This is a genomic window from Bacteroides sp. An269 (assembly GCF_002159755.1).
In the GTDB taxonomy this organism is placed as follows: domain Bacteria; phylum Bacteroidota; class Bacteroidia; order Bacteroidales; family Bacteroidaceae; genus Phocaeicola; species Phocaeicola intestinalis.
This window is the reverse complement of the sequence record NZ_NFJG01000045.1, coordinates 1-23,060: the sequence shown is the minus strand read 5'-3', so window position 1 is coordinate 23,060 and position 23,060 is coordinate 1. Positions and strand designations below refer to the sequence as shown.

The 23,060-nt window shown below is 44.5% G+C and carries 21 protein-coding genes and 1 riboswitch; of the genes, 6 read left to right on the top strand and 15 right to left on the bottom strand.

Annotation, left to right across the window (positions count from 1 at the left end; genetic code table 11):
* Window positions 1-247 precede the first annotated feature (247 nt).
* The 14 genes from B5F71_RS10135 to B5F71_RS20250 form a co-directional block, all read right to left on the bottom strand.
* Window positions 248-1,204 (bottom strand): nitronate monooxygenase, encoded by a 957-nt coding sequence (locus tag B5F71_RS10135; protein WP_087209878.1) that lies wholly within the window; start codon window positions 1,202-1,204, stop codon window positions 248-250.
* Between the two features lie 35 nt (window positions 1,205-1,239).
* Entirely contained in the window at window positions 1,240-2,877 is a 1,638-nt protein-coding gene (locus tag B5F71_RS10130) for a DUF4080 domain-containing protein (RefSeq protein WP_087209875.1), read from the bottom strand.
* Window positions 2,878-2,982: 105 nt separating this feature from the next.
* The gene (locus B5F71_RS10125; protein ID WP_087209873.1) at window positions 2,983-3,921 is read right to left on the bottom strand and encodes a ribose-phosphate pyrophosphokinase; all 939 of its coding nucleotides are present in this window, start codon (window positions 3,919-3,921) and stop codon (window positions 2,983-2,985) included.
* An 83-nt stretch (window positions 3,922-4,004) separates the two neighbouring features.
* Window positions 4,005-4,613, bottom strand: a complete 609-nt coding sequence (locus tag B5F71_RS10120; RefSeq protein WP_087209870.1) for a thiamine phosphate synthase — start codon at window positions 4,611-4,613, stop codon at window positions 4,005-4,007.
* A gap of 57 nt (window positions 4,614-4,670) precedes the next feature.
* Window positions 4,671-5,366: a HesA/MoeB/ThiF family protein gene (locus B5F71_RS10115; protein WP_087209867.1), complete on the bottom strand. Its 696-nt coding sequence runs from the start codon at window positions 5,364-5,366 to the stop codon at window positions 4,671-4,673.
* A 144-nt stretch (window positions 5,367-5,510) separates the two neighbouring features.
* Window positions 5,511-6,632 (bottom strand): 2-iminoacetate synthase ThiH, encoded by a 1,122-nt coding sequence (thiH, locus tag B5F71_RS10110; RefSeq protein ID WP_013619484.1) that lies wholly within the window; start codon window positions 6,630-6,632, stop codon window positions 5,511-5,513.
* A 23-nt stretch (window positions 6,633-6,655) separates the two neighbouring features.
* Entirely contained in the window at window positions 6,656-7,036 is a 381-nt protein-coding gene (locus B5F71_RS10105; protein WP_013619485.1) for a four helix bundle protein, read from the bottom strand.
* A gap of 119 nt (window positions 7,037-7,155) precedes the next feature.
* Window positions 7,156-8,847, bottom strand: a complete 1,692-nt coding sequence (gene thiC / locus B5F71_RS10100) for a phosphomethylpyrimidine synthase ThiC (protein ID WP_087209864.1) — start codon at window positions 8,845-8,847, stop codon at window positions 7,156-7,158.
* A gap of 135 nt (window positions 8,848-8,982) precedes the next feature.
* On the bottom strand, window positions 8,983-9,759 hold the full coding sequence (locus B5F71_RS10095; protein WP_022040882.1) for a thiazole synthase: 777 nt from the start codon (window positions 9,757-9,759) through the stop codon (window positions 8,983-8,985).
* A gap of 31 nt (window positions 9,760-9,790) precedes the next feature.
* Window positions 9,791-10,420: a thiamine phosphate synthase gene (locus B5F71_RS10090; protein WP_087209862.1), complete on the bottom strand. Its 630-nt coding sequence runs from the start codon at window positions 10,418-10,420 to the stop codon at window positions 9,791-9,793.
* Complete coding sequence (gene thiS / locus B5F71_RS10085; RefSeq protein WP_022040880.1) at window positions 10,410-10,610, bottom strand: sulfur carrier protein ThiS; 201 nt, start codon at window positions 10,608-10,610, stop codon at window positions 10,410-10,412. The genes B5F71_RS10090 and thiS overlap by 11 nt, the downstream gene beginning before the upstream one ends.
* 87 nt (window positions 10,611-10,697) lie before the next feature.
* A riboswitch (TPP riboswitch) is annotated at window positions 10,698-10,790 on the bottom strand.
* Window positions 10,791-10,991: 201 nt separating this feature from the next.
* A complete protein-coding gene (locus B5F71_RS10080; protein WP_022040879.1) occupies window positions 10,992-11,624 on the bottom strand; it encodes a trimeric intracellular cation channel family protein in 633 nt (210 codons plus the stop codon).
* A 99-nt stretch (window positions 11,625-11,723) separates the two neighbouring features.
* The gene (locus B5F71_RS10075; RefSeq protein ID WP_087209858.1) at window positions 11,724-13,241 is read right to left on the bottom strand and encodes a DUF3078 domain-containing protein; all 1,518 of its coding nucleotides are present in this window, start codon (window positions 13,239-13,241) and stop codon (window positions 11,724-11,726) included.
* A gap of 235 nt (window positions 13,242-13,476) precedes the next feature.
* Window positions 13,477-13,650, bottom strand: coding sequence for a hypothetical protein (locus tag B5F71_RS20250; RefSeq protein WP_158098071.1), 174 nt, complete (start codon window positions 13,648-13,650; stop codon window positions 13,477-13,479).
* 451 nt (window positions 13,651-14,101) lie between these two features.
* Here B5F71_RS20250 and B5F71_RS10070 point away from each other — a divergent pair, with 451 nt between their 5' ends.
* The 3 genes from B5F71_RS10070 (at window position 14,102) to B5F71_RS10060 (ending at window position 19,599) form a co-directional block, all read left to right on the top strand.
* Window positions 14,102-15,700, top strand: coding sequence for a CTP synthase (locus B5F71_RS10070; RefSeq protein ID WP_022040877.1), 1,599 nt, complete (start codon window positions 14,102-14,104; stop codon window positions 15,698-15,700).
* Between the two features lie 116 nt (window positions 15,701-15,816).
* A complete protein-coding gene (gene yidC, locus B5F71_RS10065) occupies window positions 15,817-17,676 on the top strand; it encodes a membrane protein insertase YidC (protein WP_087209855.1) in 1,860 nt (619 codons plus the stop codon).
* Between the two features lie 246 nt (window positions 17,677-17,922).
* Entirely contained in the window at window positions 17,923-19,599 is a 1,677-nt protein-coding gene (locus B5F71_RS10060) for a putative transporter (RefSeq protein ID WP_087209852.1), read from the top strand.
* 117 nt (window positions 19,600-19,716) lie between these two features.
* On the opposite strand, the gene B5F71_RS10055 is transcribed toward B5F71_RS10060, so the two are convergent.
* A complete protein-coding gene (locus B5F71_RS10055) occupies window positions 19,717-20,160 on the bottom strand; it encodes a PepSY-like domain-containing protein (RefSeq protein ID WP_022040874.1) in 444 nt (147 codons plus the stop codon).
* 379 nt (window positions 20,161-20,539) lie between these two features.
* Here B5F71_RS10055 and B5F71_RS10050 point away from each other — a divergent pair, with 379 nt between their 5' ends.
* From B5F71_RS10050 to B5F71_RS10040, 3 genes are all read left to right on the top strand, one after another.
* Window positions 20,540-21,715 (top strand): iron-containing alcohol dehydrogenase, encoded by a 1,176-nt coding sequence (locus B5F71_RS10050; RefSeq protein ID WP_087209849.1) that lies wholly within the window; start codon window positions 20,540-20,542, stop codon window positions 21,713-21,715.
* 80 nt (window positions 21,716-21,795) lie between these two features.
* Window positions 21,796-22,287 (top strand): pyridoxamine 5'-phosphate oxidase family protein, encoded by a 492-nt coding sequence (locus B5F71_RS10045; RefSeq protein WP_022040872.1) that lies wholly within the window; start codon window positions 21,796-21,798, stop codon window positions 22,285-22,287.
* 148 nt (window positions 22,288-22,435) lie between these two features.
* Window positions 22,436-22,867 carry a hypothetical protein gene (locus B5F71_RS10040; protein ID WP_022040871.1) on the top strand — a complete coding sequence of 144 codons (432 nt, stop codon included), beginning with the start codon at window positions 22,436-22,438 and terminating at the stop codon, window positions 22,865-22,867.
* Window positions 22,868-23,060 lie beyond the last annotated feature (193 nt).

The window sequence follows — 23,060 nt, the reverse complement described above, 5'->3', positions numbered from 1 at the left end:
CAATTATTTGAATGCATAAACGAAGAGAAAGCTGGATTTTATCGCTCTTTGTTTGTGCTTTATGTCCCGGTTTTGTTTCAAACGAATATCTTCATAAGTCCATAACATCTCCTTCTGAAAACGAAGATATACTTCATAAGCTATTCCAGTTAACTGCTACAGTCCATGAAGATAACTGAAACGGCAAAGTAATATATCTTCATTTTCACCTCATTATTTTAATAATGACCGTCACATGCTTTTTGTTTTATGCCATATCCATCAGGCGGTTTGCTTGCAGGCGAATCAGCGATTCATTATATTCATCTATCAGTTCTTTCATCACTTCGTCAACTGCTTGCAAGCGTTTGATTTGTGAGGCAACTTGACCAATTTCGATTTCTCCCTCAAAGATGTCTCCTTCGAATATTCCTAACTTGGCGCGTCCCCGTCCTAAGATCTCACGAAGTTCATCTACTGATGCACCGCGCAGTTCTGCTTCTTCAACCCGTTTGTAGAATTCATTTTTCACCAATCGGGTAGGCGAAAGTTGTTTCAGTGTCAGTATCGTGTCGCCTTCGTTCAGGCGCAGGCACCGGTCTTTGAACGAGAAGTGTGCTGAGCTTTCTTCGGTTAATGCGAATCGGGTTCCTATCTGTACGCCGTCGGCTCCCAAGGCTTGTGCGGCAAGGATGCTTTCGCCAGTCGCTATGCCTCCTGCAGCCAATAGGGGCAGAGTACATGTACGGCGAATGGCAGGGATGAGACACATGGTAGTGGTCTCTTCTCGTCCGTTATGCCCTCCGGCTTCGAATCCTTCGGCTACGATAGCGTCTACGCCCGCTTCCTCACATTTGGCTGCAAATTTGGACGAAGCCACTACGTGTGCCACGAGGATATCCCGTTCGTGAAGCCAGTCAGTCCATTTCTTTGGACTGCCTGCCGAAGTGAAAACGATTTTTACGCCTTCTTCGGCGATGATTGGCATGATAGTATCTATTTCGGGATACATGAGCGGTACATTTACTCCAAAAGGCTTGTCGGTAGCTGCTTTACACTTACGGATGTGCTCGCGTAAGGTTTCGGGGTGCATTGAGCCTGCTCCCAGCAAGCCAAGCCCTCCAGCGTTGCTTACGGCAGAAGCTAATCTCCAGCCGCTGCACCATACCATTCCACCTTGGATGATGGGGTATTTAATGTTGAATAGTCGGCAAATTCGGTTCATGGTATTTTTTTAGTTAACAGTTAATAATGAATGATTTATAAAGTCCTTGCTTTGAATACCGGTTTGGTTTGTTGCGATTCAGGTTCGAAACCAAACCAATACGTAATGTCTTCGTTTTCGGCAGGCGGAAGCAGGCAGAGACGCAATTCTTCGTGATAAGTACCATTGAGCACCTCCCAATGTTCGGGAGGTAATACGTGTTTGGTACGGACGCGGTAGGCTGGTTCTTTCTTGAGCGACATGCCCGCTTCTATCCATGCAAGTGTCACGGCGGTTTCGTAAGCCGGATAGTTTTCTTGACAGAACTTATAGAGTAGGATGCCACGCCGTTCCAGGCTCATGGGCTGGTCAATGACGCCGATACGAGTCAGATGCTCCAAGAACCGGTGCAAGAATTCAGACTCTTCCACAATCAACCGGCGAGTGATTTCTTGCCAAGGTTTGGCATTGTAGAATCCGTCTATGAGGCGTGATAACATACGTGCTGTTTGAAGTTCGTCGGGAGTGATTTCGTTGGTTTTCAACACTTCGTATGGAGGAAAAGGAGAGTAGCTGATGCTTAATTCCGGGCTGCGCCGGCGCATTTCCGTTCCGGGAAGAAGCTTTAGAGATTCCAATTGAATTTCGCCGGCACGATAAGAAGCCAACGTACGGACATCATCGAATATCTCTTTTAAATGATATAAAGGTAATCCTGCTATCAGGTCGGCATGGGTTTCCAAATTGGGCAAAGCACATAAGAATTCCAGACCGGACAGGGCATCTGCCAAGTCTCCTGCTCTCCGGCTGACGGTCAGCACTTCCTGATGGAGGCTTTGAATGCCTGCCTCTAAATGTAATTGTCCCTTTGGCATGGCGGCAAGTATTTCTTTCAGCTCTTCGGATAAAAGGGCGGGATGCACTTCTAAGTGAAAACGGATGTCTGGAAATTCGCGGAATAAATCGAGTAAGGCGCGGGCATGACGGGTATTGTAATTGAAAGTCCGGTCGAGCACCCGGATATTCCGGATGTGGTGCTCCTGAATCAGGGAGATTCGCCTTCGGATGGTTTCAATGGGAAGGGTGCGTACGGGTTTCTCGCCTCCGCTTACACAAAAGGCGCATGTATTGAAGCATCCGCGTGTAGTTTCCAGTTGCACGAAAGGTTTGCTCCAATTGAAGAACGGGCTTTCTTCGGGCGGGACAAGCCGGTCGAAATGCATCACTTGTGCACGTCCGTTATCGTGGTAGGTGGAAACTGTATCCAAATAACATAAGCCGGTTATGGTGTGCCATGCTTCCGGCTTGTTCCATATTTCCAGCCAGCGTGCGAAAACCTCTTCTCCTTCGCCTCGGAATACACAGTTCACGAAAGGATAATTACGTAGGAACCTTTCATTATCTCCTAAAAATTCGGGACCTCCCAGTGTGATGCAACAATCGGGGAGCAAAGCCTTGATACGTCCCAAAGTGTGAAGTAACATTTCGTGATTGAAAAGCCAGCAGGTAGCGGCTACGATATCTGGTTTCCGGCGGAATACTTCAGCACTCGCCATGCCCGGATTTTCATTGATAGTTGCAGAAACAATGTCCCACTCTATATCGGCACGCCCGATGAGTTGGGCTTGCAAAGCAGGCAAGGCCAACGAGGAGTGCGCATACGAACTGTTCAGGTCAAGCCAAAGGATTTTCATGAGGAATTTTTATTAAAAACGCAGATTAGCTCAGATTGACGCGGATATCATATTATTTAATTATGAATCAGCAAGAATCTGGGTTAATCTGCGTTTCATAAGAAATCAAAGCAAATATTGCGAGCTGATAGATTCGTGGCTCAATACACGGCGAATCGTCTCAGCAAACATGTCGGCTATAGAAAGCTGTTTCACTTTGGCACAACGGTTTGAGTACGGGATGCTGTCGGTGAATACCAGTTCTTCCAGTTGCGAGTTTTGTACGCGTTCGGATGCAGGACCCGACATGACACAGTGGCTGGCGATGGCACGTACCGAAGTAGCTCCGGCTTCTTTCATGATGTCGGCAGCTTTGGTGATGGTACCGGCGGTATCTACCATGTCGTCTATCAGCACTACATCTTTACCCTTTACATCACCGATGATTTGCATCGATGCTACCACATTGGCTTTTTCACGTGTCTTGTGGCACAATACCAAAGGTACATCCAGGTATTTAGCATACGTACTGGCACGTTTCGAACCTCCCACATCGGGAGTGGCAATGACCAGATTTGGCAAATGTAAAGACTGGATATAGGGAGCAAAGATGGTAGAACCGTACAGGTGATCGACCGGAATATCGAAGAATCCCTGAATCTGGTCGGCATGTAAATCCATGGTAATCAAGCGGTCAATGCCCGCTACGCTTAATAAGTCTGCCACTAATTTGGCACCGATGGATACACGGGGCTTGTCCTTGCGGTCTTGTCGTGCCCAGCCGAAATAGGGGACAACGGCGATGATACGTTTGGCCGAAGCACGTTTTGCTGCGTCAATCATTAATAAAAGCTCCATCAAATTGTCGGAGTTCGGAAAAGTTGACTGTACGAGAAATACGTGCTGGCCACGAATCGATTCTTCGTAAGATACTGCAAATTCGCCGTCAGCGAAATGAGTAATGTTCATGTTACCCAGCGGGCATCCCAAACTTTTGCAGATTTTCTCTGCCAGATATCTCGAGTTTGTACCCGAGAAGACTTTAAATCTTGATGTTTCGCTCATTGTTAAATATGTTGCCTTAAAAAAGTATATATACAAAGTTACACTATTTCTTTAGCCGGACAAAACATGTATCGAAAAAACTTCTAGTCAGCCAATTTCTTCAGTTTCCTGAATTGTTCAATCAGGTCACTGTAATTATAGTCATGCTCCAGACAGAACTTGTTCCACAATCCTCCCAATACGGCACACCCTCCAAATCCGAAATCTTTTACTTGCAGGATATTGCTTTCGTCAATACCTCCCAATGCGATGACACGTTTGTCGATGATGCCGTTTTTAGCTGCAGCCCGGATTTCTTCAGGTGTGAAAGCCGAATCGTATCCTTCTTTCGATATGCTGTCGAAGATAGGACTGAGGAACACGTATTCGAACTGGGGCTTTTTCTGTTTCACTTCTTCCAGCGAATGACAGGAAGTAGTGATAGGACCTGAATAGTTGTCGGGTATCACAGAATTATGGCTGTTGATATGAATCCCTCTTAACTTATATTCTTCTTTCAGGTAGAAATTCCCATGTACGACAATACGCTTCCTGTATTTTTCCGGAATCAATGTCAGCAATCTTTCTGCATAGACCGGAGTGGAATCGGTTTTGCGTAAATGAAGAATCTCCAGTCCTTCTTCGAAAAGGGCTGTCAGTATTTTATCTTCTTCCACAAAGTAAGTGGGCCTGGTTATTACTATCAGTTTCATGTGAAAACACAATATGGTGCAGCAAAGGTAGTAATAAGTTTGTAATATTAGCGTAAGTTAAAGCAAAATCGTGTACGTTTCCATCGTTTTCAGGTCGATTTGCCATAATTTCCCTGCCAAAATGGTCCCGTAACCACAAATAATCTTGATAACTTCATGAGCTTCGACGCAACCTACCAGTCCGGGAGTAACTCCTATCACTCCTTTGGGAAGTGGGGGCATGGATAACATTTCCTGTTCATCGGGATAGAGGTCGCGGTATCTTTTTTCTCCTTTATTATATAAGAATACCGATACTTGTCCTTCGAATGCCCGGATTGCCCCGTACACATATGCTTTCCCCAGTGAGGCACACGTGTCATCAATCAGGTATCGGGTGATGAAATTGTCGCATCCGTCCACTACGATGTCATAGTCTGATATAATTGCTTTAGCATTGTCGGGTGTCAGGCGGGTAGGGTAGGCCTTTATCCGGATGGTGCTGTTCAGTGCTTCCAGCCGTTTTTGGGCTTGCAGGGCTTTGGGCAGGTTTACTTCGGCTTCAGAATAGAGCACTTGACGTTGCAGGTTGCTTTCACTTACGGTATCATCATCAATCAGCCCGATTGTTCCTACTCCGGCACCTGCCAGATAGAGTGCGGTGGGAGAGCCGAGCCCTCCTACACCTACAATGAGTACACGTGCCGCTTTCAGGCGTGCTTGTCCTTCTTCGCCAATTTCGGGAAGAAGGAGCTGGCGGTTGTATCTTTCCATTTTTTTGAATGAAAAATTAAGAATGAAGAAAGAGGAATGAAGAATCTGGTGCAGCTATATGCATAGGTCTGCGGATATAGCTGCATCGGCTTGCGGATATAGGTTCATCAGAACCCCGATTCTTCATTCATCATTCATCATTCTTCATTTTACAAAGTCGAATGAAGCATCCCAGTCTTTCCATACCGGTTCGCGTCCGGCTGCCTTTAATGCGCACTCTACTTCCATGGCGGTACGGTCGTCGCTGATATGGAATTGTTCTAAGGCCTGAGGATAAGTGTAATATCCTCCCGGTTCGGTTTTGCTTTCGGCACTCATGGTGGTTACGCCCAGCGATGCCATGTGGTCGCGGATATAAGCCGGTTCACGGGTAGAATACGAAATATCCACATCGTGGTCGAAGATACGCATGGCAAAAGTCACCTGTGCCAGTTCCTTGTCGCTCATGATAACGTTGGGCTGGAATCCTTCGTTCTCTGCGGGGCGCATGCGGGGGAAGTTGACACTGTATTTGGTCTTCCAATAGTGTTTTTGCAGATAGCGCAGGTGGTATGCCATCATCGTGACATCGGTACGCCAGTCTTCCAACCCTATCAATACGCCCATGCCGATAGAATGCACGCCTGCTTGTCCCATGCGGTCGAAGCCGTTTACGCGCCATTCGAATTTCGATTTCATGCCACGCGGATGATAGATGTTATAACGTGCTTTGTTGTATGTTTCCTGGAAACAGATGACCCCGTTCATGCCGTGTCTGGTCAGTTCGGCATATTCTTCGGTTTTCAGCGGCATTACTTCTATTTTCAGGTTCGAGAAATAGGGCTTTGCCAGATCAAGTGCTTTGGCAAGATACGGTACGCCTGCCTTTGCCGGATTTTCTCCGGTTACTATCAGCAGGTTTTCAAACGGAGCCAGTTTCTTGATGGCTTTGTACTCGTTCTCCATTTCTTCGGGTGTCAGGATAGTCCTTGCCATGGGATTGCTGATATGGAATCCGCAATACACGCACGAATTGGTACACGAGTTGGTCAGATAAAGCGGAATAAACATCGATACTGTTTTCCCGAACCGTTCTTCGGTATATTTGCGACTCAGGCGTGCCATCGGTTCCAGGTATTTTTCGGCAGCCGGCGAAACCAGTGCCATAAAGTCGTTCACATCACAGTGTGACTTGCCGAGTGCCCGCAGCACATCGGATTCTGTTTTGGAGTAGATGGCTTCGGTCGTCTCCTCCCAGCTTATTTTTTCTAATTCTTCGCTAAACATGCTATTCAATTAATAATGAATAATTAATAATTAATAATGGTGGATGCGTTTGGATTGCATTTGCTGGACTTGATTATGCTGGTTAATAGTTTTATCAGTTCAGTACAATCTGCTTGGATGGATTGGAAAGCTATATCGTTTATGTAATCCGATTCGTGTAGCAATGTCAGCCAATAGTCTGTTTCGTTAGCTTCTTTTAATGAAATATGCAGTTTATGGATAAAATCTTTTTTGCTTTCGGCAAATTCAGCTTCACGTATTAATGCTCCTATTGCTGTACCGCTTCGGAGCAATTGTTTTGACATAACATATTCTCCTTTTTGTTCTTTTAAAAAGCGGAAGGCTTTAATGATACGCAAGGCAAAAGCCACAGATTTTTGTTTGATAATGCTTTTCGACCGCATCCTTGTTGTTATTAATTATCAATTTTCTCCCATTGTTGATTATTATTAGGTTTAAACGTAATTAGCTAAAAAAGTAGACGCTCTCTCGTTGTTAATTATTAATTATTAATTATTAACTATTAATTATTAATTGAAGAGAGATCTCTCGAAAGCTTCATGGCGCAGAAGTTCGGACCGCACATGGTGCAATACTCCCCGTCGGTATGGCGTCCTTCGTTGAAGTATTCCAGCGCACGGTCGGGGTCAAGGCTCAGATGGAACTGGTCGCGCCAGCGGAACTCATAACGGGCTTTGCTGAGGGCATTGTCTCGGATTTGTGCTCCGGGATGTCCTTTGGCAAGGTCGGCGGCATGGGCAGCTATCTTATAGGTAATGACTCCCGTACGCACATCTTCGCGGTTGGGCAATCCGAGGTGTTCTTTCGGAGTGACATAGCACAGCATTGCCGTACCCAGCCAGCCGATTTGGGTGGCTCCGATGGCTGATGTGATGTGGTCATATCCCGGAGCGATGTCTGTTACCAACGGACCGAGGGTATAGAACGGAGCGTTGTGACAATGCTCGATCTGGCGTTGCATGTTCTCTTGAATCTTGTGCAAAGGCACATGGCCCGGACCTTCGATGAATGCCTGTACGTTCTTTTCCCATGCACGGACAACAAGTTCACCCATGGTGTCGAGTTCGGCAAACTGGGCCTCGTCGTTAGCGTCGGCAATACATCCGGGACGCAGGCCGTCGCCCAATGAGATAGCTACATCGTATTGGGCAAGGATGTCGCAGATGTCATCGAAATGCTCGTAGAGGAATGACTCCTGGTCGTGTATCAGGCACCATTTGCTCATAATGCTTCCTCCGCGGCTCACGATGCCGCATAAACGCTTGTCCGCCAGGTGTACATTGTGCCGGCGGATACCTGCATGGATGGTGAAATAATCTACTCCTTGTTCGCATTGTTCTATCAAGGTGTCCTTATAGATTTCCCATGTCAGGTCTTCTACTTTTCCGTTCACCTTTTCCAGTGCCTGATAAATAGGTACGGTGCCTACGGGTACAGGGCAGTTTCGGATAATCCATTCGCGGGTTTCGTGGATGTTGTCTCCCGTAGAGAGGTCCATCAGCGTATCGCCTCCCCATTTGCAGCTCCATACGGCTTTGTCCACTTCCTCTTCGATGCTTGAAGTTGTGGCAGAGTTTCCGATGTTGGTATTGATTTTCACCAGGAAGTTGCGCCCGATAATCATCGGCTCACTTTCCGGATGATTGATATTGGCTGGCAATACGGCACGTCCTGCGGCTATCTCGTCACGCACAAATTCGGGAGTGATGTGGGTGTCGATGCCTAATTCTTTGCAATTCATGTTTTCACGGATTGCCACATATTCCATTTCCGGAGTTACGATGCCTTGTTTGGCATAGTACATCTGGGTGCAGCATTTTCCGGCTTTGGCACGATAGGGTAGGGCGATGTGTTCGAAACGCAGGTGATCGAGCGAAGGGTCATCCCGGCGCATCTTGCCATATTCGGAAGTAATGGAAGGCAATTGCTCCACATCCCCTCGTCCGGTAATCCACGGTTCACGCATACGGGCAATGCCTTTCTTCAAGTCTATCTTTACCGAAGGGTCGCTGAACGGGCCGCTGGTATCGTAGATATAAACAGGCGCATTCGGAGTCATCACTTTCTTTCCGTCTTGGATGGTGACGGTAGGGGTCAGGTTTACTTTCTGCATTCCCACTTTGATGAAGGGGAAGAGTGTGCCTTGCATGTAGGCTTTCTCGCGGTGTGCGTAAGGTTTGTTCTCTTGTTCCATGGTGGTATTTTTTGTAGGAGATTAAGGACTACGTACTAGGTTTCACGTACTAGGTAATTCTATATAGTTTGACCGGTGTTTGCCAGACTATTCAGAACCTAGTCACCTAGTCCCTGGTACCTAGTCCCTAATACATTAATTATTCAGAAAAGCGGTTAAGGGTGACGAGGCAGAAGCTTCGAAGCTCTCACTTTGCACGCCAAGTCCTGCTTCGTAAGCACGGCGTCCGGCTATCACGGCTTCCTTGAAGGCAATAGCCATTTCTTCCGGATTTCCGGCTACAGCGATTGCTGTGTTTACCAGACAGGCGTCTGCTCCCATTTCCATGGCTTCGGCTGCATGGCTCGGTGCACCGATACCAGCATCTACTACTACCGGTACGTTACTTTGTTCGATGATAATGCGCAAGAAGTCGCGTGTCTGCAATCCCTTATTTGTACCGATAGGGGCGGCGAGTGGCATCACTGTAGCGGCTCCGGCTTCTTCCAGGCGTTTGCAAAGAGTAGGGTCTGCCTGGCAATAAGGTAATACCACGAATCCCAGTTTCACCAATTCTTCTGTCGCTTTCAACGTTTCGGCAGAGTCGGGCAGAAGATAGCGCGGGTCTGGATGAATCTCCAGCTTCAACCAGTTGGTGCCGAATGCTTCGCGTGCCATTTGTGCGGCGAATACAGCTTCTTCTGCCGTACGCACACCCGAAGTGTTGGGCAAAAGTTGGATATGCGGATGAACGATGTGATGCAACATATCGTCTTCCTTATCATTCAGTTCAATGCGTTTCATGGCCACAGTCACCATTTCCGTGCCCGAAGCCAGGATAGCTTTCTCCATAATCTCATTCGAGTTGAATTTGCCTGTACCTAAAAACAAGCGTGAGTCGAATTCTTTATCGGCGATAATCAGTTTTTTCATATATTCAATATCAACTATTAATTATTAACTGTTAACTATTAATTATCCTCCTCGTTTCTGCTATCGGGTCATCCGCACGCAGGATGCTTCCACTAAGAGCAATGCCCGATACTCCAGTCTGCATAATAGCCGGAATATCTTCGAAGGCGATGCCTCCAATGGCTACGATAGGCAAGTTGATGCCTGCCTCTTTCATGCGTGATACGATATTCCGGTAGCCTTCCAATCCCAGAACAGGACTTAGGTTTTTCTTGGTTGTTGTGAAGCGGAACGGTCCGCAGCCAATGTAGTCGGCACCTGCGGCATAATGCATCTGCACGTCTTCGAATGTGTTTGCCGTACCTCCGATAATAAAGTCTTTTCCCAGCAGTTTGCGGGCTTCGGCTATCGGCATGTCCTTTTTACCCAGATGCACACCGTCGGCATGTAGCTTTTTTGCCAAAGCCACGTGGTCGTCTATGATGAACGTGGCTCCGTACTGGCGGCATAAGTCCTGTACACGTATCGCTTCCTTTTCTACCTCTTCTTCGGTTGCCTCCTTCATGCGCAACTGAATCCACCGGCATCCGCCTTCCAGTGCCATCCGGGCAGAGTCGAAGTAGGTATATCGGTCGGTGTAATGGGTAATGAATTGTAGTTCCATAGCTGTATTATCCTCCACAAGCCGCTTTGATGATAACTAAACTATCGTTTGGTTGTAAGGTTTGGTCTGCCCATTTTTCACGGGGAATCATACGGTTGTGCAAAGCTATGGCTACTCCTTTTTCAGGAAGCTCCAGTTGTTTTGCCAAATCGGCAATGGTATTCCCTTGGGTCAAATCGGTCTCTTTGTTGTTTACAATAACTGTCATAGTGGTTCTCTATAATAAATAAAGTATAAATATAATAAGGAGTAATCCAAAGAGACACCTTTCAGGAGAGGGAGGTATGTAAAGAGTGTTTTCCGAAGAAACAATCCCTTCGCCGGTACTAACCGTATCAGGTTCGTAGGGTATGATCTCAGCCCGACATGGGCACCCCTTTGTTTTACTTTCCGGCAAAGATAGAAGAACTTTTTGAGAAAAACAAAAAATGGTTGGAAATATACAGGCAAACACATAAATTATGCAGATTATCCTCAATGCCGGAGAAGATTATCTTCTACATCGGGAAACAATCGTTGTGCTAAAAAACTGTTTTGAATTTCTACAAAAAGTCTTTCTTGGTTTGATATATTCGTTTAATCCGTCTGTCTATTCTTTCTCTTGCTGATTTGTGGGGTCTCCTTTCAAAATGGGAAGAGTAATTTGATATTTCACGGCTAGGATACGGACTATCAATACCGTCATTCCGCCTACAATCTGCGAGACATAATCCTCCATGCCCAATTGAAGGCAACCCCAATATGCAAGTCCTCCAATCACACATGCCATGGCATAAATTTCTTTTCGGAAAATCAACGGAATCTCGTTTATAAAAACATCACGGATTACTCCTCCTGCCGCACCTGTTATGCTCCCCATGATAATAGCGACCCAAAACGGAAATCCCAAAGCAATAGTCTTACCGAATCCTACTACAGTAAATAATGCAAGTCCAATACTGTCGAAAAAGAAAAAAGTGTTATTCAGATGAATCAGGTATTTGCCAAAAATAATAACGAAAAACATGGCAAAAGCCGTACAGATTAAATAGATGGGGTCGGTCATCCATACGGGTGTCACGTTTAGCATCACATCACGCAGGGTTCCACCTCCGATGGCTGTTGCCAACCCCACGATATATGCTCCAAACCAGTCAAAACGTTTGGCAGAAGCCAAACGGATGCCGCTAATAGCGAAAGCAAATGTGCCTATGAAATCAAGAATTTGAACAAATGAAATCATAATTTTATGTCTAAATTTATAACATACATCACAAAACCCTACAGGTCCGGTATCCCTATCTGTTTCTGTGACAAAATAAGTTTAATCTCTACTCTTTTCTCACCACGTGTAATTGAATCCTAGACTCAACAATTCCTGAAGTTGAAAATAACTATCGTCATCCGCTTCAAGTGTTACCGAATCATCGAAACGTGCGTGCACGAATAACTTTGTTGAAAAATATTTATTGAATGCAAACGTAAACGTATTTTCCCATTCTGCCAAGACTTTTTCATAATTTGTTGTATACGAAAAACGTGACTCCCATAGCAAGTTGTTCAACAGGTTCCATTTCAACGTGGTTTCCAAGCGCGAACCCAACTGATTCTCTATCTTATGTCCTGCCTCGATATTGAATTTAGTCGGGTCTACCCGGTCGCTTGTCACACTATAGCGTGAGTAGTTGAACGGATTGATCAGGACAGACAAGTTACAGATGTTGTCTTTCACATATTTATAATCCATACCGATACCGATGTTCAGTTCGGCAGGAGAGAGTAAGCCCGAAACGAGATTGTCCGAGTTCGTATCATATTTGGAAAAGAATTGAGTCTTGAATTCTGCCGAAATCGTATAATACCAGTTCCAGATTGCTTTGTAGCCGAATTTCGAACTGAGGCGGAGCATATCTTCACTGGTTTTGTACTGGTGCACGGTATCCGAAGGGGCTGTGATAAATCCCAGCTTCCATTCGATTTTGTTTTCAAACTGGATTTTCTGCTTGTCATCGTAATTGAATTGCCATGTCATACCAGACAAAAGCGAAACAGTACTTTCTCCTCCCTTATACCAATTGTCCGAAATATAGTTTTGCGAAAACTGGATATAACCGTTCCCTGAAATGGTCCAAAAATTCGGCCGGATTATCAATAAATTATCTTCACCCATCCGGTATGTCGATTCTGGAGTCAGCAAGGTAAGCACTTTGTTCTTTCGTGGTTTCCTGACAATCATTTCATCCGGCAAAGGCTCCAGGCCGCTTAGGTCGTTTTCGTTTTTACGTACCAAATTAGGATATTGCACGTAAAAGTTTAACAGTTGGTGGTTGATGGCACGGTCGACATCCGCTGTATGTGTAAGACGGGGTATCTGGAACAGAGAATCTTTTATCGGATTTTTTTCCGGGAAAGGACTTTCCGGCTTCCAGCCATCGATAGAGATTGCCTGCTCGATAGCATCCGAGTAATATGTGGCAGGCATGGCAAGCTTGAAATAATCGGCATCCGGACGAATCCACGCCGGAGCATGTGGTATGAAGATATCATCCCAACGTTCTGACATTTCCTGCCGGGTTTTCCGATATTGGGAGAGCAGTGCATAAAAACGGGCTTTTACTTTCCGGTTTATGGGGTTTACAACCGGTTCCTTTACTACAGCAACCATTGTATCTAACGAAACAGACAATGTATCATTTAACGGATTTACAGCTGGAACCGATACTGAATCACCCGAAAGTTCTGTTATACCTGTTGTATCTGTCGCATACACACGGTCTGTTTTTATCGAATCTGCATCCGTTTGTGCAAAGCCATACATACTTATTAATAATAATCCCACAAAAATGCCTATCGTCTTCATTTTCTTATTTTGATATATTTATATAAACATCTGTATTTCTCTCTGTGAAAGTTTAGATATCCAATAAAGTTGATGAATGGTCCGCAAGCAGTCAATACATACCCTTGAAAAATGAATATATACTGCATCCGCGATTGAATATAACTTCATCCGCCTACGGATATATACTTCATCGGCGAATGCAGTACTACTGCGTTTTCAACCCGACCGTATTGGCTAATTACGGACATTCATATTAAGAAACTATTTTGAATTTCTCCAAAAAGTTTTTCTCGTCTTGATGTTTCCGTTTTCGTGTGTGCTTTGGGCGATTTTTTGGTTCTTTCCGCTTCTGTTCTTTGTCAGATAGCCCGCTATCTTCCTCATCACACAAGCGGAAATACCTCAAAAACTCATCCCTAATCAGCACACGATAAATTCAAAACAGTTTCTAAAGTTTTTGCAAAAATACAATTTTTTCCATTTGCAGAACAGGGGTGCCTATTTAAAATAGGACCGAAATGAAAAAGAATCGCACTCTTACAACAGATATGCGGCAAAGAATGTTTATTGGGAAATGAATTCCGCATTTTGCCCAATAAGGAGTTAAAAGGATTTATTTCAGGGAGTTAAAAGAAGTTAGAAGCCAATACTTTTGCTCATGGAAGCCATAGCAGGACTGTTGGCCTTTAACTTCTGCCGAAAGCATAACTTCTTCTAACTTCCTTTTATACTATGGGCATTTTGCGGACCACATATTAGGTTTTTATGGTTACATGCAGGATAATTTGCAGTATCATAGTGCAAGATTCGGCAATTTTTACTAATTTTGCCACTTTGAAATAGAAGTGCTAAACCAAAAACATTAAAACTAACATATTGTGGCAGAAACAAAGTACATTTTCGTAACAGGTGGTGTTGCCTCTTCTTTGGGAAAAGGCATTATTTCATCATCTATCGGTAAGTTGCTGCAAGCCAGAGGCTACAGCGTGACTATACAAAAGTTTGATCCCTACATCAACATCGATCCTGGAACACTGAACCCATACGAGCACGGTGAATGCTACGTCACGGTGGACGGACACGAGGCTGACCTCGACTTAGGACATTACGAACGCTTCCTGGGAATCCAGACAACGAAGGCGAACAACATCACGACAGGCCGTATCTACAAGAGCGTTATCGACAAGGAACGCCGCGGTGACTACCTGGGTAAGACGGTGCAGATTATTCCCCATATCACGGACGAAATCAAGCGCAACATCAAATTGTTGGGCAACAAGTACAAGTTCGATTTCGTAATTACTGAAATCGGCGGAACTGTAGGCGATATTGAGTCGCTCCCTTATCTGGAAAGCATCCGCCAGCTGAAATGGGAATTGGGACGCAACGCCTTGTGCGTGCACCTTACTTATGTACCCTATCTGGCTGCAGCCGGTGAGTTGAAGACCAAACCCACACAGCATTCTGTCAAGGAATTGCAGTCGGTGGGCATCCAGCCCGACATTCTGGTATTGCGTGCCGAACACGCATTGAGTACGGGGCTGAAGAAGAAAGTGGCCTTGTTCTGTAATGTCGATGAAAATGCTGTCGTACAGTCTATCGACATGCCTACCATTTATGAAGTGCCGCTCCGCATGCAAGAGCAAGGACTTGATGTCACCATCCTCAAGAAAATGGGCCTTCCCATTGGCGAGACTCCGACACTGGGTCCGTGGCGTGCCTTCTTGGAACGCCGTCATCATGCTACAGAAGTAGTGCGTATCGGTCTGGTGGGAAAATACGACTTGCAGGATGCCTATAAGTCTATCTTGGAAGCCCTCTCGCAGGCTGCCACCTACAATGACCGCAAGGCAGATATTCATTTCATCAACAGCGAGAAGCTGAACGAAGGCAATGTGGAAGAAAATCTGAAGGACATGGACGGTGTCATCATCTGTCCGGGATTCGGTCAGCGAGGCATTGACGGCAAATTTGTAGCTATCAAGTATTGCCGTACCCATGATATACCCACTTTTGGCATTTGTCTGGGCATGCAGTGCATGGCCATCGAATTTGCCCGTAACGTATTGGGCTATGCCGATGCCAACAGCCGTGAAATGGATGAGCAGACCCCTCATAATGTCATCGACATCATGGAAGAACAGAAATCCATCACTAACATGGGTGGCACGATGCGTCTGGGAGCCTATGAATGCGTACTCGAACCAGGCTCGAAGGTTTACGAGGCCTATCAGACAGAACACATTCAGGAGCGCCACCGCCACCGCTACGAGTTTAACAACGACTACAAGGAAGAATTCGAGAAAGCAGGAATGAAGTGCGTGGGCATTAATCCAGAATCAGATTTGGTGGAAATCATCGAAATTCCTACCTTGCGCTGGTTCATTGGTACCCAGTTCCACCCCGAATACAGCAGCACCGTGCTCAAGCCGCACCCGCTGTTCTTGTCATTCGTCAAAGCGGCAATCAGCAAGTAAAAAGATTCGCACAGAGAACACAGGGATATGCAGAGTATTTAACTAAAAAAATCTTCTGGTATATCCTGTGCCCTCTTGTGGAAACAGAAAAGAATAACTTATAAATTTAAAAGCAAATGGATAAAAACACGTTAGTGGGAGCCATCCTGATTGGCGCAGTTGTCATCGGATTCAGCATCTACAGCCGCCCTAGCCAGGAAGAGATGGAGCGTGCACAGCACTACCAGGACTCCATCGAGACTGTGGTGCAACAGCAGGAAGAACAGATGCTGAAAGCCAAGCAGGCTGAAGCTGCACAAGTGCTTCAGGCAGACTCCACTTCGCAATTCTTCGCCCATACCCAAGGCACCGAACAGTTCACTACCCTCGAAAACAACGTCGTGCAAATCACGCTTTCCAACAAGGGAGGACGAGTAAGCAAGGCGATGCTGAAAGAATACAATGACCAGCAAAAGCAACCGCTGGTATTGTTCGATGGCGATGATGCCTCGCTCAACATCGGTTTCGAAGGAAAGAACGAGAACATATTGAGCAGCAATCTGTATTTTGAAACCACGGATGTAACCGATAGCACCGTAACAATGCGCTTGAACGCGGCGAATGGTGGACATTTGGACTTCAAGTACCGCCTGTTGCCAGACTCGTACATGCTCGACTTTACCGTGCAGGCCAGCGGTTTGCAGAACTTTTTTTCGCCTGCGGTAAAGACTATGACTATCGACTGGAAGCAACGTGCACGCCAGATGGAGAAAGGATACAACTTCGAGCAGCGATATACCTCGCTAACCTACAAGCCGGTAGGGGATAGCTTCGACTACTTAAGCGAGACCAAGGATGAGCAGGCAAGTATAACCGAACCGCTTGATTGGGTAGCGTTTAAGAACCAATACTTCTCGTGTGTGTTTATGGCTGAGAAGAACTTCGAAAATGCTACTCTTGACTCGAAGATGGAAGAAAAAAGTAGCGGCTATATGAAAAATTATCATGCCGGCATGCAAACAGCTTTCGATCCTACCGGTGCACAGCCCAGCCACTTCCAGTTCTACTTTGGCCCCAACCATTTCAAGACATTGCTGGCCAGCAATGACCTGAGCTTCAAAGATAAAGATCAGGAACTGGAAGACCTGGTTTACTTGGGTTGGCCCATTATACGGCTCATTAACCGCTGGTTCACCATCAACCTCTTCGACTGGTTGTCGGGACTGGGACTGAGCATGGGTGTCGTTATCCTGCTGATGACTATCATCGTGAAGATATTGGTACTGCCCACTACGTGGAAATCGTTTATATCTTCGGCAAAGATGCGTGCCCTGAAGCCTTATGTAGATAAAATCAACGAGAAATATCCCAAGCAGGAAGATGCGCTCAAGAAACAACAGGAAACCATGTCGCTTTATAGCCAGTACGGCGTAAGTCCGATGGGAGGGTGCTTGCCGATGCTGATACAGACACCAGTGTTCATGGCGCTATTCTTTTTCGTACCCAATGCTATCGAGTTGCGTCAGCAGAGTTTTCTGTGGGCCAGCGATCTTTCATCGTATGATGATTTGATTCACTGGAGCACCAGCATCCCGTTGTTGGGAAATCATCTCAGCCTGTTCTGCCTGCTTTTCAGTGCCACTACGGTAATCAACCAGATTATCATGATGAAACAGCAAGACACAGGTGCCAACCCACAGATGGCAGCTATGAAATGGATGATGTATATCATGCCGGTAATGTTCTTTTTTATTTTCAATGAATATGCTTCAGGATTGAGTTATTATTACTTTATCTCTGGGTTAATAGGTATTCTTACGATGTGGATCATGCGGCGTATGACCGATGAAAAGAAGTTGCTGGCACAACTGGAAGCCAATAAGAAAGCGCCTTCTGAACGCAAGCAGAGCGGACTGATGGCGAAGCTGGAAGCCTTGCAGAAAGAGCAGGAACGCCTGCAGAAGGAACGTGAAGGACGAATGAATAAAAAACATTAAGAATTGTTTTTCAATAAAATAAAAAAAGCTCTGTTCTATTAAGAATCGGAGCTTTTTCATTTTTTTGAAAACAGAATTTACAGAGGAACATCAGTGAATCACAGACAAACAATTTCTGTGCATTAGAAATGTATTTACAATGCTATATTGCTATACATTCTCTAATTTTATTTCTTTTTTTTAGAGCAAAAGCTTTGACATATTATTTGATTTGGTTACATTTGTGCAACTTAAAGAGATAATATTATGAATTGGCTACAAGATTTATTGACGAATCCCAACTCCATAGCGCACATTGTTGCGCTTTATGCCTTTGTAATTTCAGGCGGAGTACTCTTAGGGAAAATTAAAATTTTCGGCATCTCGCTGGGAGTTACTTTTGTCTTGTTCGTTGGAATCTTGGCAGGGCATTTCGGCTTTACGGGGAATCCTGCCATCCTTTCTTTCCTGCAAGACTTTGGGTTAATATTGTTTGTCTTCTGCATTGGTCTGCAGGTTGGTCCTTCATTTTTCTCCTCATTTAAGGAGGGAGGAATTAGACTGAACCTACTTGCTACTGGCATTGTTGCATTTAATATCATTGTTGCCCTTATTATTTATTATGCATTGCAAGGACGCATTGAAGTTCCGATGATTGTGGGTATCCTTTGTGGTGCTGTAACGAATACACCGGGACTAGGAGCCGCCAACGAAGCGTTGCAGCAGCTACACTATGAGGGTCCGGAAATTGCCATGGGATATGCATGTGCTTATCCGTTGGGAGTAATCGGCATTATTCTTTCAATGATTCTTATCCGCTATATATGCAGGGTAGATCTTGATAAAGAATCGGAAGTTATCCAACAAGCCGAAGAAGCCAACCCGCATCTGAAACCTTATCGGATTCAGTTGAGGGTAGAAAATCCGGCTTTAAATGGGAAGACAATTTTGCAGTTGCAAAACTTTCTGGCGCGTAATTTAGTGTGTTCGCGTATCCTCCAAAACGGAGAGGTAAATATTCCTAATTCTAAAACAGTGCTACACACAGGTGATGAAATGAACATCGTATGTGCCGAAGATGACGCAGAGGCAATAGAGGCCTTTATCGGTTCAAAAATTGAAGTGGACTGGGAACATCAGAATACAGAAAACAAACCGATGGTATCGCGCCGTATTTTGGTGACACAACCTTCTATTAACGGGAAAACTGTGGGTGAACTGCATTTCAGTAGCATGTATGGTGTGAATGTGACTCGTGTCAATCGTTCGGGTATGGACCTTTTTGCAGCCCGAAGTTTAACATTGCAGGTCGGTGACCGTGTAATGGTAGTAGGACCGCAAGATGCCATTGAACGTGTGGCTGGAATGTTAGGTAACCAGTTGAAACGTTTGGACCACCCCAATATTGTGACTATTTTTGTGGGGATTCTTTGTGGTATTATTTTTGGCAGCCTGCCATTTGCTATTCCAGGTATCCCTACACCTATAAAGCTAGGCTTAGCAGGTGGTCCATTAATCATTTCTATTCTGATTGGACGTTTCGGATATAAAGTTCATTTAGTGACTTATACTACAATGAGTGCAAATCTGATGCTGCGTGAAGTCGGATTGGTTTTGTTCTTGGCAAGTGTGGGCATCAAGGCTGGTGAAAACTTCGTGCAAACTGTTGTCGAAGGTGATGGTTTGCTATATGTAGGAGTCGGTTTTCTTATTACATTACTTCCTTTAATGATTATCGGCTTAATAGCACGGTTATACTATAAAATCAATTATTATACCCTGATAGGTTTGATCGCTGGTAGTACAACTGATCCACCAGCACTGGCATATTCTAATCAAGTGTCAGGTAATGACGCACCAGCGGTAGGTTACTCTACAGTATATCCATTAGTTATGTTCTTGCGAATTTTAACTGCACAATTATTCATCCTATTTATGGCTTAAACCACTAAAAGCCAATAATAAATTCAATAGGAGAGGAGCAAAAAATAGAATTAATAAATGAACAATTGACAATTATGGTGCTACCAACTAATTGTCAATTGTTCATTGTTAGGTTACTTAGTCATTATCATTATCCATATCGATGAGATTTCCATTAAGGTCAAAAGTCAATTCCCAAAAATTGGAGAGTCTTACTTCGTATTCATAACGGTCTTTCTCAATCTTTATTACATTGGCATCGGGATAATTGCTTTTTACGAATTCTTGTACTTTGGTTGGCACTATGGCTTGTGGAACCGTCATCCGCCGGCAACTCACATCTTTCCAATTACCTTTTTTATCGAATTCAACCTTATCACCATTGATGAATATAACATCGTAGGACGAATCAAGAAATTCTTTTTCCATTTTGACAAAAGCAACTTTCGCATCAGCAAAATGTTGCTTAATAAAAGTTTGTGCAGCCGCCGGCAGCTGTTCAAAAGTAATAGGCTTATCATTGTCTGCCATAGCTACTTGCATCGAAAACATACATACTAATAAAAACATCCACTTTTTCATAAGGCTTACATTTTTAATGGTTAATAATTTCATTCCGTTTAATTTTTCTATTGCAAAGTAAAGCAGCAAATCTGAAAGAATTTGGGAATTGAAAAAATTAGAATACCTATTAACATTCTTTTTATGTTTATCAATTCGATAAAAACAAATGATTGAAAGTGGTGGGAATATTATTATGAATTAAACATAATCGCGATTATACTAATATTGGACGTTTATCCAATTTTATAATAGTCAGTAAAAGTATGCGATTTATCGAGAATATTATCTACCTTTGTCTGCAGAACTCATTGTTCCTAAACATGGAAAGACAAAAGAAATAAACCGAATCAAATTTGATTTTGTAATCTACTAAAATCAATTTAACCAAATTAAAAGTATGAATAATTTTATGTTTTACAGTCCCACAGAGTTTGTTTTCGGTAAAGATACTGAACTACAGACGGGAACGTTAGTGAAAAAATTTCACGGGACAAATGTATTGATAGTATATGGAAAAAGTTCTGTACGAAAAAATGGTTTATTGAATCGCGTAAAAAAATCGTTAGAAGAAATAGGCATTGTCTACACCGAACTAGCAGATGTGCAACCTAATCCTACTGATTTGAAAGTGTACGAAGGCATTGAGCTAGGAAGACGTAACCAAGTAGATTTTCTCTTACCTATAGGCGGAGGTTCTGTTATTGACACGGCTAAAGCGATTGCTGCCGGCATCCCTTATGAAGGTGATTTTTGGGATTTCTTCACCGGTAAGAGTGTGCCCCACATAGCACTGCCTGTGGGTGTGGTGCTCACCATCCCTGCGGCAGGTAGCGAAGGGTCAGGCAATTCGGTCATCACGAAAGTGGACGGACTAAAAAAACTAAGCTTACGCACTCCTGAAGTGTTACGTCCACAATTTGCCATAATGAATCCAGAATTAACTTATACCCTACCTGCTTGGCAGACAGCAAGTGGCATTACCGACATGATGGCGCATATCATGGAGCGTTATTTTACAAATACTCCTGGTACGGAAGTAACCGACCGCCTGTGCGAAGGCATCTTGAAAGCCATTATCGAGGAAGCACGGAAAATAATAGCCGACCCGTATAATTACGAAGCCCGTGCCAACATCATGTGGGCAGGTACCATAGCCCATAATGGCATTTGTGGTACAGGCTGTGAAGAAGACTGGGCCTCTCACTTCATGGAACACGAAGTAAGTGCTCTCTACGATGTGACTCACGGAGCGGGTCTTGCCGTAATTTTCCCTGCATGGCTCACTTACATGATTAACCATAATGTTGGCAAAGTAGCGCAATATGCTGAACGCGTATGGGATGTGCCGGTTAGTGAAGACCAAAAAGCAGTGGCACAAGAAGGTATCACACGCCTGAAAGCCTTCTTATGTGAAATCGGCATGCCTACAACGTTCCGGGAACTTGGCATCGAACACCCAGACATTGACAAACTGGTAAAACATCTGCATGCCAATAAGGGTGAACGAGTAGGTAACTACGTTCCCTTAGACCGCCAGGCAACACGGGAAATTTATGAGATAGCCAATAGTTAACGAAAAAAATTAAGGATATTAAAAAAGTTAAAGGAGTGACCAATTCCTTCTGCTTCTGACTTCAAATAAAAACTAGTCTTATGAGATTTGACAATTCAACCATCCGTCGGCAAGACCGGACACTGGAACAAGAACGCGCCTTTGAAATCTTGCGGGAAGGCGAATATGGCGTGCTGTCTATGCGCAGCGAGGACGGGAACGGTGCGTACGGAATCCCCCTTAGTTACGTGTGGGACCGCGGCAATTCCATCTATATCCATTGCGCCCCTACTGGACACAAGCTATTGTGTATTGATGCCTGCCCACAAGTGTCCTTCTGCGTAATAGGACGTACGCAAGTAAAGCCAGCGCAGTTCACTACTGCCTATGAAAGCGTGATTGTGCAATGTACTGCTCACCGCAGCTTACATGAGGCGGAACGCATGTCGGCGCTCTCGCTCTTACTTAGCAAGTATTGTCCAGATAATAAGATGCAAGGCATCGAATATGCCCAAAAGTCGTTCCATCGTACGGAAATAATCCGATTAGACATAGAGCTTGTCAGTGCCAAAAGCAAACAAGCATTTGTCTAAGTTAAACACGAAAAGCTTATTGGAAAGAGGGAAATCCCTATCATGAATAGGAATCTCCCTTGTCCGATTTAGGAAAAATAAGTTGGAAGTACCGAGTGTCAAGTTTATCTTTGCACATAGAAACCAACAACAAGAAAAGGAGGATGACATGAAAACCCAGACACACAAACTTTACCGCATATTTTTCCTGACGGCAATGGTGCTCACATTAGCTTCATGTGAATACGCAGGAATAGGAATCGAATTTGGAAATGGCACGAACAGTTACCGCGAATGTACCGATTATCTATGCAGCAGGACATGGGTGGAAGAATGGTACGATGAGTATGACACGTATTATTATCAGGAACTTCGCTTCTACCCTGATAATACAGGTACGGACTACCTCTATCAAGAAGACCGGTATGGGAACCGAAACGAGTCAACGATGCATTTCGGATGGGACTGGTGGAATGTTTCATACACCAGCATCCGAATTGACTACCGGAACGGTTATTCGTACATGGATAACATCCAGATGGGAGGCAACCAGCTGAACTGCTTGTTCGACAACTATCCGGCCTATTTTACCGGAAAGTGAACTGCACATTCACTACCAAATACAGAAGAGCTATTGAAAACAGACTATGCTTCCCTGTCTTTCTATGGTGAAATAATTGAACAACCTAAGAAGCTGTTTTGAATTTATCGTGCGATGATTTGGGATGAGTTTTTGAGGCATTTTCGCTTCTGTGATGAGGAAGATAGCGGGCTATCTGACGAAGAACAGGAGC

Excerpts from the sequence above, each read along its gene's own strand:
- B5F71_RS10135 (WP_087209878.1), bottom strand. The coding sequence starts at position 1,204 with ATGAACCGAATTTGCCGACTATTCAACATTAAATACCCCATCATCCAA.
- B5F71_RS10130 (WP_087209875.1), bottom strand. The coding sequence starts at position 2,877 with ATGAAAATCCTTTGGCTTGACCTGAACAGTTCGTATGCGCACTCCTCG.
- B5F71_RS10125 (WP_087209873.1), bottom strand. The coding sequence starts at position 3,921 with ATGAGCGAAACATCAAGATTTAAAGTCTTCTCGGGTACAAACTCGAGA.
- B5F71_RS10120 (WP_087209870.1), bottom strand. The coding sequence starts at position 4,613 with ATGAAACTGATAGTAATAACCAGGCCCACTTACTTTGTGGAAGAAGAT.
- B5F71_RS10115 (WP_087209867.1), bottom strand. The coding sequence starts at position 5,366 with ATGGAAAGATACAACCGCCAGCTCCTTCTTCCCGAAATTGGCGAAGAA.
- thiH (WP_013619484.1), bottom strand. The coding sequence starts at position 6,632 with ATGTTTAGCGAAGAATTAGAAAAAATAAGCTGGGAGGAGACGACCGAA.
- B5F71_RS10105 (WP_013619485.1), bottom strand. The coding sequence starts at position 7,036 with ATGCGGTCGAAAAGCATTATCAAACAAAAATCTGTGGCTTTTGCCTTG.
- thiC (WP_087209864.1), bottom strand. The coding sequence starts at position 8,847 with ATGGAACAAGAGAACAAACCTTACGCACACCGCGAGAAAGCCTACATG.
- B5F71_RS10095 (WP_022040882.1), bottom strand. The coding sequence starts at position 9,759 with ATGAAAAAACTGATTATCGCCGATAAAGAATTCGACTCACGCTTGTTT.
- thiS (WP_022040880.1), bottom strand. The coding sequence starts at position 10,610 with ATGACAGTTATTGTAAACAACAAAGAGACCGATTTGACCCAAGGGAAT.
- B5F71_RS10080 (WP_022040879.1), bottom strand. The coding sequence starts at position 11,624 with ATGATTTCATTTGTTCAAATTCTTGATTTCATAGGCACATTTGCTTTC.
- B5F71_RS10075 (WP_087209858.1), bottom strand. The coding sequence starts at position 13,241 with ATGAAGACGATAGGCATTTTTGTGGGATTATTATTAATAAGTATGTAT.
- yidC (WP_087209855.1), top strand. The coding sequence starts at position 15,817 with ATGGATAAAAACACGTTAGTGGGAGCCATCCTGATTGGCGCAGTTGTC.
- B5F71_RS10060 (WP_087209852.1), top strand. The coding sequence starts at position 17,923 with ATGAATTGGCTACAAGATTTATTGACGAATCCCAACTCCATAGCGCAC.
- B5F71_RS10055 (WP_022040874.1), bottom strand. The coding sequence starts at position 20,160 with ATGAAAAAGTGGATGTTTTTATTAGTATGTATGTTTTCGATGCAAGTA.
- B5F71_RS10050 (WP_087209849.1), top strand. The coding sequence starts at position 20,540 with ATGAATAATTTTATGTTTTACAGTCCCACAGAGTTTGTTTTCGGTAAA.
- B5F71_RS10045 (WP_022040872.1), top strand. The coding sequence starts at position 21,796 with ATGAGATTTGACAATTCAACCATCCGTCGGCAAGACCGGACACTGGAA.
- B5F71_RS10040 (WP_022040871.1), top strand. The coding sequence starts at position 22,436 with ATGAAAACCCAGACACACAAACTTTACCGCATATTTTTCCTGACGGCA.